Annotated in this window: 12 protein-coding genes; 8 read left to right on the top strand and 4 right to left on the bottom strand. The window is 64.3% G+C overall.

Going from position 1 to position 15109, the window contains the following annotated elements:
* Positions 1-24 precede the first annotated feature (24 nt).
* From ACFU5V_RS00425 to ACFU5V_RS00415, 3 genes are read left to right on the top strand one after another with little or no spacing between them, the layout of a single operon-like run.
* Entirely contained in the window at positions 25-1473 is a 1449-nt protein-coding gene (locus ACFU5V_RS00425) for an aspartate ammonia-lyase (RefSeq protein ID WP_378695956.1), read from the top strand.
* Positions 1470-2912 (top strand): amino acid permease, encoded by a 1443-nt coding sequence (locus ACFU5V_RS00420; protein WP_378431687.1) that lies wholly within the window; start codon positions 1470-1472, stop codon positions 2910-2912. Before ACFU5V_RS00425 ends, ACFU5V_RS00420 begins: the two co-directional genes overlap by 4 nt.
* 14 nt (positions 2913-2926) lie before the next feature.
* On the top strand, positions 2927-3889 hold the full coding sequence (locus ACFU5V_RS00415) for an asparaginase (RefSeq protein ID WP_378695954.1): 963 nt from the start codon (positions 2927-2929) through the stop codon (positions 3887-3889).
* On the opposite strand, the gene ACFU5V_RS00410 is transcribed toward ACFU5V_RS00415, so the two are convergent.
* Entirely contained in the window at positions 3882-4646 is a 765-nt protein-coding gene (locus ACFU5V_RS00410) for a hypothetical protein (protein WP_378695952.1), read from the bottom strand. The two genes, ACFU5V_RS00415 and ACFU5V_RS00410, sit on opposite strands and share 8 nt — an antisense overlap.
* 59 nt (positions 4647-4705) lie before the next feature.
* Positions 4706-5332, bottom strand: a complete 627-nt coding sequence (locus ACFU5V_RS00405) for a carbonic anhydrase (protein WP_276139070.1) — start codon at positions 5330-5332, stop codon at positions 4706-4708.
* 100 nt (positions 5333-5432) lie between these two features.
* Here ACFU5V_RS00405 and ACFU5V_RS00400 point away from each other — a divergent pair, with 100 nt between their 5' ends.
* Positions 5433-6374, top strand: coding sequence for an A/G-specific adenine glycosylase (locus ACFU5V_RS00400; protein WP_378695950.1), 942 nt, complete (start codon positions 5433-5435; stop codon positions 6372-6374).
* Here ACFU5V_RS00400 and ACFU5V_RS00395 read toward each other — a convergent pair.
* Together ACFU5V_RS00395 and ACFU5V_RS00390 are read right to left on the bottom strand one after the other, a co-directional pair.
* Entirely contained in the window at positions 6313-7305 is a 993-nt protein-coding gene (locus ACFU5V_RS00395) for a methyltransferase (RefSeq protein ID WP_378431691.1), read from the bottom strand. The genes ACFU5V_RS00400 and ACFU5V_RS00395 overlap by 62 nt on opposite strands.
* Before the next feature lie 2 nt (positions 7306-7307).
* Positions 7308-8564, bottom strand: coding sequence for a hypothetical protein (locus ACFU5V_RS00390; protein WP_378695948.1), 1257 nt, complete (start codon positions 8562-8564; stop codon positions 7308-7310).
* A 217-nt stretch (positions 8565-8781) separates the two neighbouring features.
* Between ACFU5V_RS00390 and ACFU5V_RS00385 the strand changes: the two genes are divergently transcribed.
* Genes ACFU5V_RS00385 through ACFU5V_RS00370 form a run of 4 tightly spaced genes read left to right on the top strand, consistent with a single transcriptional unit; the run spans position 8782 to position 15018 of the window.
* On the top strand, positions 8782-9834 hold the full coding sequence (locus ACFU5V_RS00385) for a cupin domain-containing protein (RefSeq protein ID WP_378695946.1): 1053 nt from the start codon (positions 8782-8784) through the stop codon (positions 9832-9834).
* Positions 9828-13271 carry an ATP-binding cassette domain-containing protein gene (locus tag ACFU5V_RS00380; RefSeq protein WP_378695944.1) on the top strand — a complete coding sequence of 1148 codons (3444 nt, stop codon included), beginning with the start codon at positions 9828-9830 and terminating at the stop codon, positions 13269-13271. Before ACFU5V_RS00385 ends, ACFU5V_RS00380 begins: the two co-directional genes overlap by 7 nt.
* The gene (locus ACFU5V_RS00375) at positions 13237-14163 is read left to right on the top strand and encodes a hypothetical protein (protein ID WP_378695942.1); all 927 of its coding nucleotides are present in this window, start codon (positions 13237-13239) and stop codon (positions 14161-14163) included. The genes ACFU5V_RS00380 and ACFU5V_RS00375 overlap by 35 nt, the downstream gene beginning before the upstream one ends.
* Positions 14164-15018, top strand: a complete 855-nt coding sequence (locus ACFU5V_RS00370; protein ID WP_378695940.1) for an aminotransferase class IV — start codon at positions 14164-14166, stop codon at positions 15016-15018.
* The last annotated feature ends 91 nt before the right edge of the window (positions 15019-15109 follow it).

Genomic DNA, 15109 nt, shown 5'->3' with positions numbered 1-15109 from the left:
GAATCCCCGTGAGGAATTGATCAAGTGCTCGAAACGCGAACAGAACACGATCTGCTCGGCGACCGCCAAGTGCCTGCGGATTCCTACTGGGGAATCCACACGCTGCGGGCCGTCGAGAACTTCCCGATCACCGGTCGCACCATCTCCACCAACTCCTGTCTGATCCGCGGACTCGCATACGTCAAATGGGCCGCGGCGAGCGCCAACGAGAAACTCGGGATCCTCGATCACCGCCGCGCCGACGCGATCGGGCAGGCATGCCGGGAGATCGTCGACGGCCGCTGGCACGAGCAGTTCGTCGTCGACGTCATCCAGGGCGGCGCCGGCACGTCGACCAACATGAACGCCAACGAGGTGATCGCCAACCGGGCGCTCGAGATCCTCGGCCACGGACGCGGGGACTACGCGGAACTCCACCCCAACGAGCACGTGAACCTCAGCCAGTCGACCAACGACGTCTACCCCACCGCGGTCAACATCGCGACGATCTTTGCGATCGACGACCTCCTCGACGCACTGCGGGTCCTGCAGGAGGCCTTCGCGACCAAGGCCGTGGAGTTCGCCGACACCGTGAAGATGGGGCGTACCCAACTCCAGGACGCGGTGCCGATGACGCTCGGCCAGGAATTCGCCACCTACTCGGTGATGATCGACGAGGACCGCGCCCGCCTCGGCGAGGCCGCTCTCCTCGTCCACGAGATCAACCTCGGCGCCACCGCCATCGGCACGGGCCTGAACGCGCCCGCCGGCTATGCCGAGGCCGCCTGCGACACACTGCGGGAACTCACCGGACTCCCCCTCGTGCTCGCAACGGACCTGGTCGAGGCCACCCAGGACGTCGGTCAGTTCGTCCACCTCTCCGGCGTGCTCAAGCGGATCGCCGTCAAGCTGTCCAAGGTGTGCAACGACCTCCGCCTGCTGTCGTCGGGACCGCGCGCGGGCCTGAACGAGATCAATCTCCCCCCGGTACAGGCCGGTTCGTCGATCATGCCCGGCAAGATCAATCCGGTGATCCCCGAAGTCCTCAATCAGGTGGCCTACGAGGTCATCGGCAACGACGTCACCATCACGATGGCCGCCGAATCCGGCCAACTGCAACTCAACGCGTTCGAACCGATCATCGTGCACTCCCTGTCCGAGGGGATGCGCCACCTCGGCGCCGCCTGCCGGATCCTGGCCGACCGCTGCGTGCTCGGCATCACGGCCAACGCCGATCTGCTGCGGGCCCGGGTCGAGGACTCGATCGGGCTCGTCACCGCACTCAACCCGTACATCGGGTACACCGCCTCGACCCGGATCGCGCAGGAGGCCCTGATCTCCGGCCGCAGGGTCGCGGACCTCGTGATCGAGGCGGGCCTGCTCGACCGGGACGAACTCGACCGGCTCCTGAGCCCCGAGCATCTCGCCAACCTGAGAGCGTCCGGTTCGCCACGCCAGATGCCCGTCGCCGCGACCGCGGAGGTGGTCTCGTGACGATCGAGAAGGACGACACCTCGGGAGACATCTTCGTCGAGGAAGATCTCGGCTACCGGAAAGCGCTCGGCCCGAGACAGATCCAGATGATCGCGATCGGCGGTGCGATCGGCACCGGCCTGTTCATGGGCGCAGGCGGACGCCTCCAGCAGGCCGGGCCCGCACTCGTCCTCGTCTACGCCCTCTGCGGGTTCTTCGCCTTCCTGATCCTGCGGGCCCTCGGCGAACTCGTCATGCACCGGCCCACCTCCGGGTCGTTCGTGTCGTACTCCCGCGAATTCTTCGGCGAGAAGATGGCCTTCGCCGCGGGCTGGTTGTACTGGATGAACTGGGCGATGACGGCCGTCGTCGACGTCACCGCCGTCGCTCTGTACATGAACTTCTTCAAGAAGTACTGGGCACCGCTCGGGAACGTCGACCAATGGGTCTTCGCCCTGGCCGCCGTCGTGCTCGTCCTCGGGCTGAACCTCGTGTCCGTCAAGGTGTTCGGCGAACTGGAATTCTGGTTCGCGCTCATCAAGGTCGTCGCCTTGGCCGCGTTCCTTTGCTTCGGCATCTATTTCGTGCTGTTCGGGACGCCGATCGAAGGCCACACCTCGGGATTCAGCATGATCACCGACAACGGCGGACTCTTCCCCAACGGCCTGCTGCCCGCGGTCGTGGTGATCCAGGGCGTCGTGTTCGCGTACGCCTCGATCGAACTCGTCGGCACCACCGCCGGCGAGACGAAGAACCCGCAGAAGGTCATTCCCAAGGCGATCAACACGGTCATCATCCGGATCCTCGTCTTCTACGTCGGATCCGTGCTGCTGCTGTCGCTGCTGCTCCCCTACACCGAGTACCACGCAGGCGAAAGCCCGTTCGTCACGTTCTTCGGTTCCATCAACGTGCAGGGCGCCGACGCGATCATGAACCTCGTGGTGCTCACGGCCGCGTTGTCGTCTCTCAACGCCGGTCTGTACTCCACCGGACGAATACTGCATTCGATGGCCATGGCCGGGTCGGCGCCGTCGTTCGCCGCCCGGATGAACAAGGCCGGAGTACCGTACGGCGGCATCGCCCTCACCGGATTCGTCATCCTGCTCGGCGTCGGACTCAACGCCGTCGTTCCCACGCAGGCATTCGAGATCGTTCTGAACCTCGCCGCACTCGGGATCATCAGCGCCTGGGCCGTCATCGTTCTGTGCCAGCTGAAACTGTGGAAACTCGCGAAGGACGGCACCCTCACCCGTCCCGGCTTCCGGATGTTCGGCGCCCCCTACACCGGTCTCCTCACTCTGGTGTTCCTCGGATGCGTCGTCATACTGATGGCGTTCGATCACCCGGTCGGAACCTGGACCGTCGGATCCATCGCGATCATCGCCCCGCTGCTGGTGATCGGATGGTACGGCGCGAGGAACCGCATCCGGACCCTGGCATCCGACCGCCCCAACGCCTAGCAGGAAGGACAACAGTGCCGAAAGTCGCCGTCGTCACCACCGGAGGCACCATCGCCAGCACGCGGGACGGGCAGGGTGTCAGCAGGCCCGCGGTCGCAGGCTCCGATCTGCTGGGCAGCACCCGGACCGGAAGGGAAATCCGTGTCGTCGACGTGATGTCGAAGGACAGTTCGAGCATGACGTTCGCCGACATGGACCGGGTCCGCGACACCGTCACCTCGGAGCTGAGCGACCCCGATCTCGACGCGGTGGTCGTCCTACACGGAACGGACACCATGGAGGAGACCGCTTTCCTGGTCGACCTCCACCACGACGACCCGCGGCCGGTGGTCTTCACGGGTGCGCAGCGCACCTTCGACCATCCGGAATCCGACGCCCGCGCCAACCTGGCCGACGCTATCGTCGCGGGAACGAACCCGGCCCTGCGCGGAGCGGGTGTCCTCATCGCGTTCGGAGGTGTCCTGCACCGGGCGTCCGGAACGCGCAAGGCGGACACGACGTCCCTGGACGCGTTCCGATCCGTCCACCCCACCGGCGACCTGCTGCCGCACCGTCTCGATCCGCTGTCGTGGCATCCGATCTCCGGAACCCGCGTCGACATCGTGGCCGCCTATCCGGGCGCGGACCGCGTCCAGTTCGACGCGTGCCTCGCGGCCGGGGCCCGGGGGCTGGTGCTCGACGGGCTCGGGTCCGGGAACGTGAACCCCGCGATCGTCGAGGCGGTCCGGGACTGCACGTCCGCCGGAATCCCGGTCGTGGTCACCACCCGGGTGCCGCACGGCCCGACCTCCGCCACCTATGGCGGCGGGGGCGGCGGACACGACCTCGTCTCGGCGGGGGCGCTGTTCTCCACCGACCTCAGAGCAGGTCAGGCCCGCATCCTGCTCGCGGCGCTGCTCGCCGACCCCGACCTCACCGAGCTCGACAAGGAATTTGATCGACGCTCACGCGTCGACCCCGCACCGAGAATCAGCTGAGGTTGAACGGCTCCGGCGCACTGCGGAGCTGACCGAGCTGCCCGACCACCGTGTACGCGCCGGGCCCCACCGGATCACGCTGGGGTTCCGGCTGCGTCAGGCAGTCCGGGGCGGACGTCTTGGCCGACCACTTCACGGTGAACTGGGCCTGCTCGCCCGCGGCGAGGGTGCGCACATCGGCCGCGGACTGCGGGAAGCAGTCGATGTTGGACCACAGGCGCACCGCGCCGTCGATCGTGTAGACGAGCACCTGCTGCAGGCTGCTACCCAGATCGCGTTCGCACGGCGCGGTGCCGATGTTGGTGACGACCGTCGTGAAGCTCGGCTCCTCACCGGGCAGGTACGTCGGCTTGTCCGCCGCCACCTTGATGGCCAGCGACTGGTCCGGGCACTGTCCCGCAGCGACCGGCTGACCGCTGGGAGCGGCGCTGCTCGAGGCACCGCTGCTCGACGCCCCCGACGAACCGGACGTACCCGACGACGCCTCGCCGCCGGCGGCAGCGGCGCCACCGCCGCCACCACCGGAACCGCCCGAACCTCCGCTGGACGTGGACGAACCCGAGGCTGTCGGGGAAATCGACACAGGCGTCGTCAACGACGAACTCGCTGCCGCCGGATCCGTCTCGGAGTCACCGCCACCACGCAGCGAGTTGATCAACCACACCACGAGCATCAACACCACGATGGCACCGCCGATCGCCAGCGCCCTGCGGCGCCAGTAAATCTCGGGGGGCAACGGTCCATTCGGTTCCAGCACGACGTCAACGGTAGTTCGGCGTCGCGCGGCAACGGCTCAGCGGCTGCGGCGTGTCGCGGTCAGTCCGTGAGCTCACCGATGTCCCCGACAGCGCCCTGCAGGTGAGTGCGGCCGTCGGACAGCTTGTACGTGACACCCGCGATGGCGCACGCGCCGCTCTCCACCTTCTCCGCGATGATCCGCGAACGCTGCATGAGCAGTGCACCGGTCTCCACCACGTGGCGACCCTCGAGTTCGTCGACGCTGCTCAGGCCCTCGCGACGTCCCTGGAGGATCGACGGCGCGACGCGTTCCACGATGCTGCGGATGAAGCCGGGCGGCACGTTGCCGTCGTCGAGGGCGTCGAGCGTCGCCTTCACGGCACCGCAGCTGTCGTGACCGAGCACGACGATCAGCGGCACGTTCAGCACGCCGACCGCGTACTCGATGGACCCGAGCACGGCGTCGTCGATCACGTGACCCGCGGTGCGGACGACGAACATGTCGCCCAGACCCTGATCGAAGATGATCTCGGCGGCGACGCGGGAGTCTCCGCAACCGAACAGGACGGCCGTGGGGTGCTGGCCGCCGACGAGCTTCGCCCGATCGGCGACGCCCTGGCTGGGATGGAGCGAGGTGCCGCTGACGAATCTGTCGTTACCCTGACGAAGGGCTTTCCACGCGGACACCGGGTTCGAATTAGGCATGGGATCATTGTGCACCGGGCGTGTGGCACCGTCGCGACGGGATTATGACGAGCCCGGAAATTCTGTTTCACCCGTGAACGAAGGGACTTGTGAGGACGAAGTGGCCGTTGACTCCTCCGCGCTGCTCAGCTGGTACGAGGTACAGGCGCGGGATCTGCCGTGGCGCCGCGACGGCGTCACCGCCTGGCACATCCTGATGAGCGAGATCATGCTGCAGCAGACTCCCGTCGTCCGGGTGGCCCCGATCTGGGAGGAATGGGTGCAGCGCTGGCCGGTCCCGTCTCGCATGGCCGCGTCGAGTCAGGCCGACGTCCTGCGCGCGTGGGGCAAGCTCGGCTACCCGCGTCGCGCGCTGAGACTCCACGAATGCGCCGGTGTGCTCGCCGCCGACCACGGCGACGTGGTGCCGAGCGACGTCGACACCCTCCTCCGACTGCCCGGCATCGGCGCCTACACCGCACGGGCCGTCGCCTGCTTCGCCTACGGGCAGCGGGTCCCCGTCGTCGACACGAACGTCAGGCGCGTGGTCGCCAGGGCGGTGCACGGAAGCGCCGAGCCCGGAAACCCGTCGACCACCCGTGACCTCGCCGACGTGTCCGCGCTGCTCCCCCGGACCCGTGCCCGCGCCGCCACGTTCTCCGCGGCCCTGATGGAACTCGGCGCCACCGTCTGCACCGCCCGCTCCCCCGAATGCACCCGCTGCCCGCTGCCGAACTGCGCCTGGGTCGACGCCGGACGTCCCGCGCACACCGGGGAGCGCCGGAAGGTCCAGAAATTCGCAGGCACCGACCGTCAGGTGCGCGGCAAGCTCATGGCCGTGCTCCGCGAAAGCACCGCGCCGGTCGAACGCGTCCTACTCGACCAGGTGTGGCTCGACGACCCCGGGCAACGCGACCGCGCACTCCACTCCCTGCTGATCGACGGACTCGTCGAGCAGACCGACGACGGGCTCTTCGCCCTCGCGGGCGAGGGCAGCCGGCTCACACCGGAACCGCCTCGATCACGGATGATCGGGGACCCTGCGTCACCGAATCCAGCATGAATCCGTGGTCGGTCAACAGTCGGCGCCATTCGGTGATCGTGCGCTCGCGGCCTCCCAGGAGAACCAGCATGTGGAGATCCAGCAGAGCCATGGGGTGGGTTGTCGCCGATTCCGGGAGGATCTGCTCGACGATCATCAATCGTCCACTTGCCGGGATCGCGTGCCGACAACTGCTGAGGATCTTGCCGGCGGACACGTCGTCCCAATCGTGCAGAATCTGAGACAGCACGTACACGTCACCGTTCCCCGGGACGTCGTCGAAGAAACTTCCCCCCACAACCGTCGTTCGCTCGCCGATACCGGCCGAACACAACGTCGACGGCGCTTCCTCGACCACATGAGGCAGATCGAACAGAATTCCGCGTAGATGCGCGTGCCGATCGAGCAACCGGGTGATCAGTGCGCCGGTCCCGCCTCCGACGTCGACGACTGTTCCCACGCCCGACCAATCGTGGTCGAGCAAAGGCAACAATCGCAACTCGACCAGCCCTGCCTGGCCCCGTGCGAACTCGTCGGCCGCCGACGGATTGTCGGACAACCATTCGAAGTACGGCTTGCCGAAGGCTGCCGAAAACGATTCCTTCCCCGTGCGGATCGAATGGGCCGCGTGCCCCCACACGAGGTAGGCCTCGTTCGACATCAAACCGACCAAGTGCCGAAGCGAGCCCGCAGTGTCTGCCCGCAGGAGCTCACCGGCCTCCGTCAACGCGAACCGTCCTCCGTCTTCCGCAAACAATCCTTCCGCGACGAGGACCCGCAGGAATCGACCGAGCGCGTCGGCGTCGACACCCACGCTCGCCGCGAGATCGCCGAGCGAGCACGCATCGTCCGCCAACCGGTCGGGCACACCCAGTTCACAGACGGCTGAAATGGATTGGGACACGATGTATCCCATGATTTGTTTTCGGACCCGGTGGTTGATGTCGCTCATGGTCACGCCACCTCGGACAGCCGCGGGAAGAGTGACATCATCGCAGCATGTTTTAAATACGACGCGCCTGCCGTCCCGCCGGTACCAGGTACCGTCCCGATGACTTTCAGGGTGATGCCCCAGTGGCCTCGCTTCATCGCAACCCACGCACGGTCCAGGCGCCGCATCGACTCCTCGACAACGCCTGCGTCCGGATGCGTCTTGCGCATCGCGAGATAGGCGTCCTGCAACGTGGTGTCCCCGACATCGATTGTCGCAACGTGCTCGAAGTCACGGGGATCGAGTGGAGCGCACGCGAACTCGACTTCACGAAACGCGCGCGACTGCACCGCGCTCCGCCCGTGGGTGAAGCCGCGAATGATCGCGAAGGCGTCAACCGGCATCGTCGTGAGAACCCGGAAGAGCGCAGGCACCGCTTCGAGTCGGATCGATGCCCGGTCGAGGCGATCCTTTGCCGCTGCTGCCCGACCGCGGCGCAGATCACGGATTGCCCTCGAAATAGCCGTCGCGACTTGACGATACAGACCTTCGAAGATCTGGATGCAGCGGATGAACATCTGCTCGTCGTGCAGGCGAGTCGTCGGCAACAACGTCAACCGGACTGCACTTCCGATCTCTTCGGGGACGCCGTTCAGCGCCGGCGCGGCGACTGAGACAAACGAACCGTAGTCGGTGCCCGGCTGAGCCAGCGCCGCGAGGCCGGCCGCGGCGACGGAAGGATCGAGCGAGAAATCGGGTGCGAGCCTGTCGAGTTGTGTCACGACCCGTGCCGCCGCGCGCGCCCGAGCCACCTGGGGTGCGTGTGCCGACCTGCCGAGGGCTCGCGCCTCCAGCAACGCAAGGTCCATGGCCGCGGCAGCCACGAATGCGTCCACGCGCCGCGCGTCGTCGGACCGGACGACCTGGTCGACATAGTCGAGCCCGACGTAGGACAGGTAGTCGCCGTTCTGTGCATCGAACGTCATCGGTAGCCAGGCGCCGAGAACATGATGCGAACGGTTGTCGCTGTGGAAGTTTCGCAGCATGGCGACCAGATGGGGCCGGACCCCGTGACGCCCGACTGTCTGGTAATGGGCCGCGACGGCGGCATGGGGAAACTCCGCGTGCCCCGCTTCCCATCGTCGTAGCGCATTCTCGACAGTGCGGCCGGATAATTCATCGGCCGTCGCTTCAGCAGTCTGAAGGCATGTGCCCCCGACGCCGATCACGCCGGAGCGGACAAATTTCTGCTCGGCTTCGAGCATCGTTTCGGAAATCAATGCGAAACTCGCCTTTCATTCTTACTGCGGTGTTCAGCTATCTTCGGCGGCGCTCGGCTGATGCGGATAGACACCCTGGGGAGAGTTTTCGACACCCTTTCCACTGGGGGGGTGACGTTTTCAACCCTGGGGTACCTGTTCGACGGGAAGGCGTGTGCCCACGATTGGGGACGACAAAGAGCTCGAGGTAGGTCGATCCCACAGAAGGAAGAAATCTATGCACATAATCGCCAGAAGCGCACTCGAGACGATCAACGAAGCCGTTGTCGGCGGGGACATCCACAACCTGGGGGTCGTGAAGATATTCAGCCAGCACCCTCAGTTGGCGCAATTCATTCCTGCTTCCAGCAATCTGGCGATCAGCTGGGTCAGGTTGGAGTGCGGTGAGGTGCTCGCGGTGCACAAGCACCCGGAGCCCAGCCTGATCCTGATCTGCGAGGGTTCCGGACGAACGATGGGCAGTGCGGAGCAGGAGGTCGATGCGGGCGACATGATCCTCGTCCCCGGCGACACCTGGCACGGCTTCGAAGGAACCCGGAACGGCTTCTGGGCGCTCTCGATCCAGTTCAACGGCAAGGCGCTCTACGAGGACGCAGACAAGCCCAACGCGGTATTTGCAGGCGAGGCACCGAATCGGGCGGCTGTACTCCTGGCCGACAACGAGAAATACCTGCAGCAATTCGGAACCAGCGACCTGTTACGGCTGATCGACGACCCTGCGTTCGACAACCCACACGTTCGGGAACGGCTGCTCGACTGCCAGCAGACCTGGTCGGACGTGTTTCAGGACCTGCTGCACCTGCGTGTCGCGATGACTTCCGATATGGCACACAAGCAGGTAGCGCTCGACCATCTGGTCGAGGAACTGGGCCACAACGACAACCTGCGCACCCAACGGGGTACAGCGCACACGCCCGTCACCGATGCAACGTTCGTCTCGGCGATGGAGTGGTTCCGACATCAGATGCTGTACCGGAGCGACATGGTGCGCACTCTGCTGATGCATGTGGTGCTGGAAGGTAGTGGCGAAATCTGGCATCGAGAAGCGGCACGAGCGTTTCCGGCAATTCCGCACTTCCAAGAACACGGAGAAGACGACGGCCAGCACGTGAGCATGGGCATCGACCTGCTCGATGGAGCAACGCCGGCCGAGATCCGAGAACTCCGTGAAGCACTCGCCGACGGATGGAAGATGATCACGCAATTGTGCGACAGAATCGCGTCGATCGCCCTGGCCGACCCGGTGGCCCCCACGTACTCCACATGCTGAGCGTCCTCAGGAAAATCGTCTGGTTCGAGGTTCCCACACCCCGAACTCGGCGAGACCCGGTGCCCAACGCCTCACACCTTGCCAGATGGCGGCGGTGGTGCGACGCGGCGCAGCGGGACAGCATGAACGCGCTCGGAGGCGAGCGACTCGGCAGATCCGTCTTCGGCGGGCTCCGTCGTGACATCGTGCTCGGGCTCGTGGCCATCGCGATCAACGCAGGATGCGCCTTCGGTGCCGCGATCACGCTGAAGTCGCTGATCCAGCGCCTCGTCGCCGGCGATTCCGCGCTCACGACGAACCTCACGCTCGGCATCACCTGCATCGTGCTGACGTACGTGGCGTGGCTTGCGTTGAACCACACTTTCATGCAAGCGGACGTGGTAGGAATCGGCGCCCGGACATACGTCGAACAACGACTGCTGCGCAAGAAACGCAGCATTACCCCTTCCGGCCAACCAGCCGACCTGGTCACCCTGCTGGACCGGGAGGCAGCGCGCGTCGAAAATGCTTGGTCAGGACTCATTTTCATCATCCTGGCACTCGTAACCGTCACCTTCACCTCCGCGTACTTCTTCGTGGCACTGGGGCTGAGTGCGCTGGCGGCTCTGATCGTGATCCTCATCAGTTCCGTGGTGATCTACGGGAACGCCAGACAACTGAATGCCGCACATGCCGCACTGTCGGCGACGGCGGCAGATCGCATCGACGTCGGCCTGTTCTCGATGAACAATCGCCTGCTCGTGTGGCTCAAGAACTGGAACGACGAACTGTTTCTGCGCTATGGAGACAAACGGGACGGCGAGGAGCGCGCGCTCCTGAAGGCGGCCCGTCTCGTCGCGCGGATCAATCTCATCTCGACACTCACTCCGATCGTGGCCATACTTGCCGCGGTATTTGCCCAGCTGGTCCACGTCGGGTACGTCGATCCGGCAGGCCTGTTGTCCACAATGGCGTTGGTCGGAGGCCTGAAATCCGTCGCCAACAATATCCCCTTCATTGTTCAGAGCCTTTCTCAGGGCATCGTCGGGCACGCCAACGTTGCGAAGTACTTGTCCAGTCCCCACCCACTGGACACCGATGCGACGGCAACGCGCCTACCGGCAACAACGGCAAAGCACATCGCCGTAGTCGGCGCCGCAGGCAGTGGCAAGACATCCGTTCTGAAAATCGGTGCACGACGCAGCAGCGAGGTGAGCGACAAAACGTTCTTCGTACCGGATGAACCGTGGATATTCCCTGGCGGGCTCTACGAGAACTTGTGTCTCTATCGAAGCGAATTCACCGACGACGAGGCCCGTCGAGCCTTGACACTGTCCCGACTTCCCGACACCTTCTACGGCGACTACCTCTCGAGCAAGGCACGCGACCGGACCGAATGCTGGGACGTGTCCCGCGGGCAGGGGAAGCGGCTGGAACTGGCACGGGCAATAGTGGCCGAGCCTGCGTTCGTGTACCTGGATCAGCCCACGGCAGGGCTGGACGACGACCTGGCCAGGGGGCTGCTGGCCTCGCTTCTGCGCGGGCCGTGGCACGACACCACGGTCATCTATGCAACGGACAAGCCCGATGAAAGAGATGCCGCAGACGAGATATGGGTAGTGGCCGGGGGCGAGGTCGTGGAGGTGATGCGAAACCCCACACCACGTGCCGCGAATCCAGTTCACGACTGCACAAGGCGGCTCGCTCACGAGGATCGGCCGGTCGCTCGCCGTCCTCAGGGCGTGGACCGACCGGAAGTCTCGACCTCGTCACGCCGCAGTCTGATGAGCCTGGGTGTCGCGAAGGTCGTAATTGTCGCATGCGTCCTGTTCGCGTGCCGCGACGTTCTGACGATTGTCGGTGACTACACAGCTGCCAGCGGAATTACGACCACGAATGCTCGGACAGCAGTGACAATCCTCATCGCCGCACTGTCCGCCGGGGCGCTCCTGTCGATGTTCACCTCCCTGTTCATAGTCGAACGCAGCATCATCGCGGCATCCCGAAAGTGTCGGAATTATTTCTCGACGGTCATGAGTCCCAAGCCCTCCAGGTCGGACTTCGACGACGTCGATCAGGACTATCAGAGCAAACTGACGTGGGATCAACGACGTATCGACGAACTTCTGCCGGAAGTACTTCTGAATACGCTGGGTGCGGTGACGTTGCTGCTCACGACCGCCGCGTTCGTCGCGAGCAGGAACATTCTCGTCCTGCTGCCCCTTGCGGGGATGTGCTTCGCCTACTGGCACAGTTCGAAGCGATCGGGAAGGCGGCTGCAGGACTTCAACGACAGAGAGATCGGCACGACGTCGACCGTATTGGAGCGGGTCGAGGCCATTACCTGGAGCTCGGCGAGATTCGACTTGGCACGCGACAACTCGACCCTCGTCAATTGGCTGAACAAGAGTGTGATGAATCGTGCCTTCGCGTCGATGGACAATGCCGGCGCGCGCCGCTGGTTCAATTACAAGCTCGATTTGATGGGTGTGCTCTTCCTGTCGGTCGTCGTCGGTTCGACCGTGTTCGTCCAGGCCGGCGGCGGACCCGGCCTCGGCGGTGTTCTCGCGCTGAGTCTCTCGTACAGCCTCATCGCGGTTTTCGCCCGGGTGGGCCGTTGCCTGGTGGACCTCAGACAGGTCCTCGACAGCGCGGATCGTCTCCGCACGCCTCCGATCGGCCCTGCGCCGTGCCGGACCGATGCGGCCCTCGACGACGCAGCGCTCGTGTCGTTTTCGGAGGTGACGTACGTCGCGCCGCACACCGGGGCTGTGCTGCTGGAGGAGCTTTCCGAGTCCTTCGCCAGCCGAGACGTCGTGGTCGTCATGGGCCCGAGCGGGGTCGGCAAGTCGACATTTGCGAAGCTGGTCGTCGGCAGCCTGCAGCCCACGACAGGCGTCGTCTCGACATTGGGCCGGACGACGGGATACGTCTCGACTTCCCACGCCGACGACGTCCGCCTCCTGACGTCGAGTCCGATCTTCAAGCCGGGCAGATTGATCGAACACTTCAACAGCCCAATACCGCTCGAATTGGCACGCGCCGTCGACTATCTCGACGTGGCAGACGTCGTCGGACGATTACCGTCCGGATTCGACGAGCCCGTCCCCGCCACCGGTCAGTTGAATCTGAGCAAGACGGAACTGCAGCGGCTGGCGCTCCTCGACCTCCTGATCACTCGCCCTGCGGTCGCAATTCTCGACGAAGCGACTTCCGAGTTGAGTACAGGAGCAGAGCTCTCGATACTGCAGACCGTGATCTCTGCCTTGCCGGACACGCTCTTCTTCATCATCACGCACAATCCCGGGCTGACCGGACTTGCCAATCGAGTCTTTTATTTCAACGGGGAGCGACGTCTTCTCGAGAATTCCGGGCTGTCGCACACGACCGCCGATCGGAACCGGAACGGAAAGGAGGAAGACCATGGAATGGCTGCCCCAACGAGATGCGTTCTGTAACAGCCACAACGTTCCACGGCCACAACTTCCGCTGAGGGACATCGCCCACTGGAACGCGGTACTCCGAGACAGCGTGAGCAGCGACGACGCCCTGCATCGCGAGCGGGCGTACGTCGCACCCGGATACTTCTACATGCCCGTGTGCGACGAGCCCGACGATTCGACACTGGCGGAGTTGTCGAGCCTGGCATCAACCGCCGACTGGTTGCTGGTCCCTTCCCTTCGCAGAAACGATAGTCGCCCGCGCGCCGACGTCATTGCAGTTCCTTTCATGAAGGCGGCATTCTTTCGGTCTTCGCGAAGTGTGGACCTCGCCCTGCGAACAGCGGTAGGAGCCAGTCAATACAAATCGATAGTCAGGATCACGAGAAGGGCCGAGGCGGCGTGCACCACCGAGATACACCGTCTCTCGGACGTGGCGGAAGACAGTCGAGTCGTGGACGATTTCGCCGGCCTGCAGGCATTGAACGTGGCCAAATACGGACACGCCAAGAACCTCTATACGAGAGATGTGCTGCGTATGCTTGCACGCTCGTCCGAAGGTGCCAAATACTTCGTCAAGGTGGACTACGACAAGTCTTCGACTACTCCGTTGGCCGGATCACTGAGCTATGCCGACGATCACCGTGGCGTGTTCACGAAACTCGTTCGGGGACTGGACCACGACCGAATTCCGCGTGGGTTGAATCTGTATATCGCCGACTACTATCACATGTATCATTTCGCGGATCGGCTGGGTTTCTCGGACGTCTGCCTCGGCCGAGGCGCCATTGACGCCAAGGTCCGGGTAGGCGCAATTCACATCGTCGACCTGGAGAACTGGCTGATTCCGGTCAACACACGGCGTACACAGGCGATGCACGAATACGCCAGAGCGCGACTGGGAGACTAGATGATCAGCGAAATAGCCTGGGAAGACGGCCGATGCGTCCGATTCGACGACATGAGTCTGTCGCCTGCCACCCACGGGTTGTCCTATGCCACTTCGGTGTTCGACGGCATCCGCACATACGGCGGAAACATCTTCAGATGTGACGACCACCTAGCCAGGTTGCGACGGTCCGCCGAGTTGTTCGGGCACACAGTGCACTATTCGGATGCGGACTTGGCCGATGCGTGCCGCGAGTTGGTGAGGGCCAACGATCTCACCGATGCGTACATCAAGTGCCTCGTCTTCTACGACGACACCGATGTGAGCTTCAAGGCGCAGGGATCGTCCAGCAAGGTGGTCCTGTTCGCCCTGCCCTTTCCGTCGCATTCGGCCGCGGAGCACTATCGGCTCTCGACGGCAACGTGGCGGCGGGCACCCGCCTCGTGCCACCCGTATCAGGCGAAAACGTCGTCTACCTATGCGTTGAGCTACTTGAGCCACCGCCACAGGGCTGACGGCTACGATGACGTGCTCTTTCTCTCGACAACCGACGCTGTGTGCGAATCGAGCGGCTCCAACGTGTTCTTCGTCGACGGGGACACACTGTTCACACCCACTGCCGAATTGGCACTCGACGGGATTACCCGAAGGGTGATCATCGACGAGCTGTGTCCGCGACTGAATCTCTCGGTCACGGAACGCGACATCGCGTACGACGAGATCGGATCGTTCGATGCCGCATTTCTGTGTGGCACTGCGATCGAGATCATGGGGGTGGCCGGCATCGACGAGATCCGGTATGCGAAGTCCGCAGTGGTCGATGCGATCGCCACCGAGTACCGGGACTTGACCCACGGCCGGTCCGCGATTCGATGACGACCGCGCAAGGTGGGTGATCTCTCCCCCCAGGGTCCCTGGCTTCACGTCGGCCGGCTCGCGACAATACTGGAAGGCGAAAGCCTTTTAC

Origin of the sequence: Rhodococcus sp. NPDC057529 (genome assembly GCF_042802055.1) — a bacterium.
In the GTDB taxonomy this organism is placed as follows: domain Bacteria; phylum Actinomycetota; class Actinomycetes; order Mycobacteriales; family Mycobacteriaceae; genus Rhodococcus_F.
Note: the sequence above shows the minus strand (reverse complement) of the source record. Positions and strands in the feature narration are given on the sequence as shown.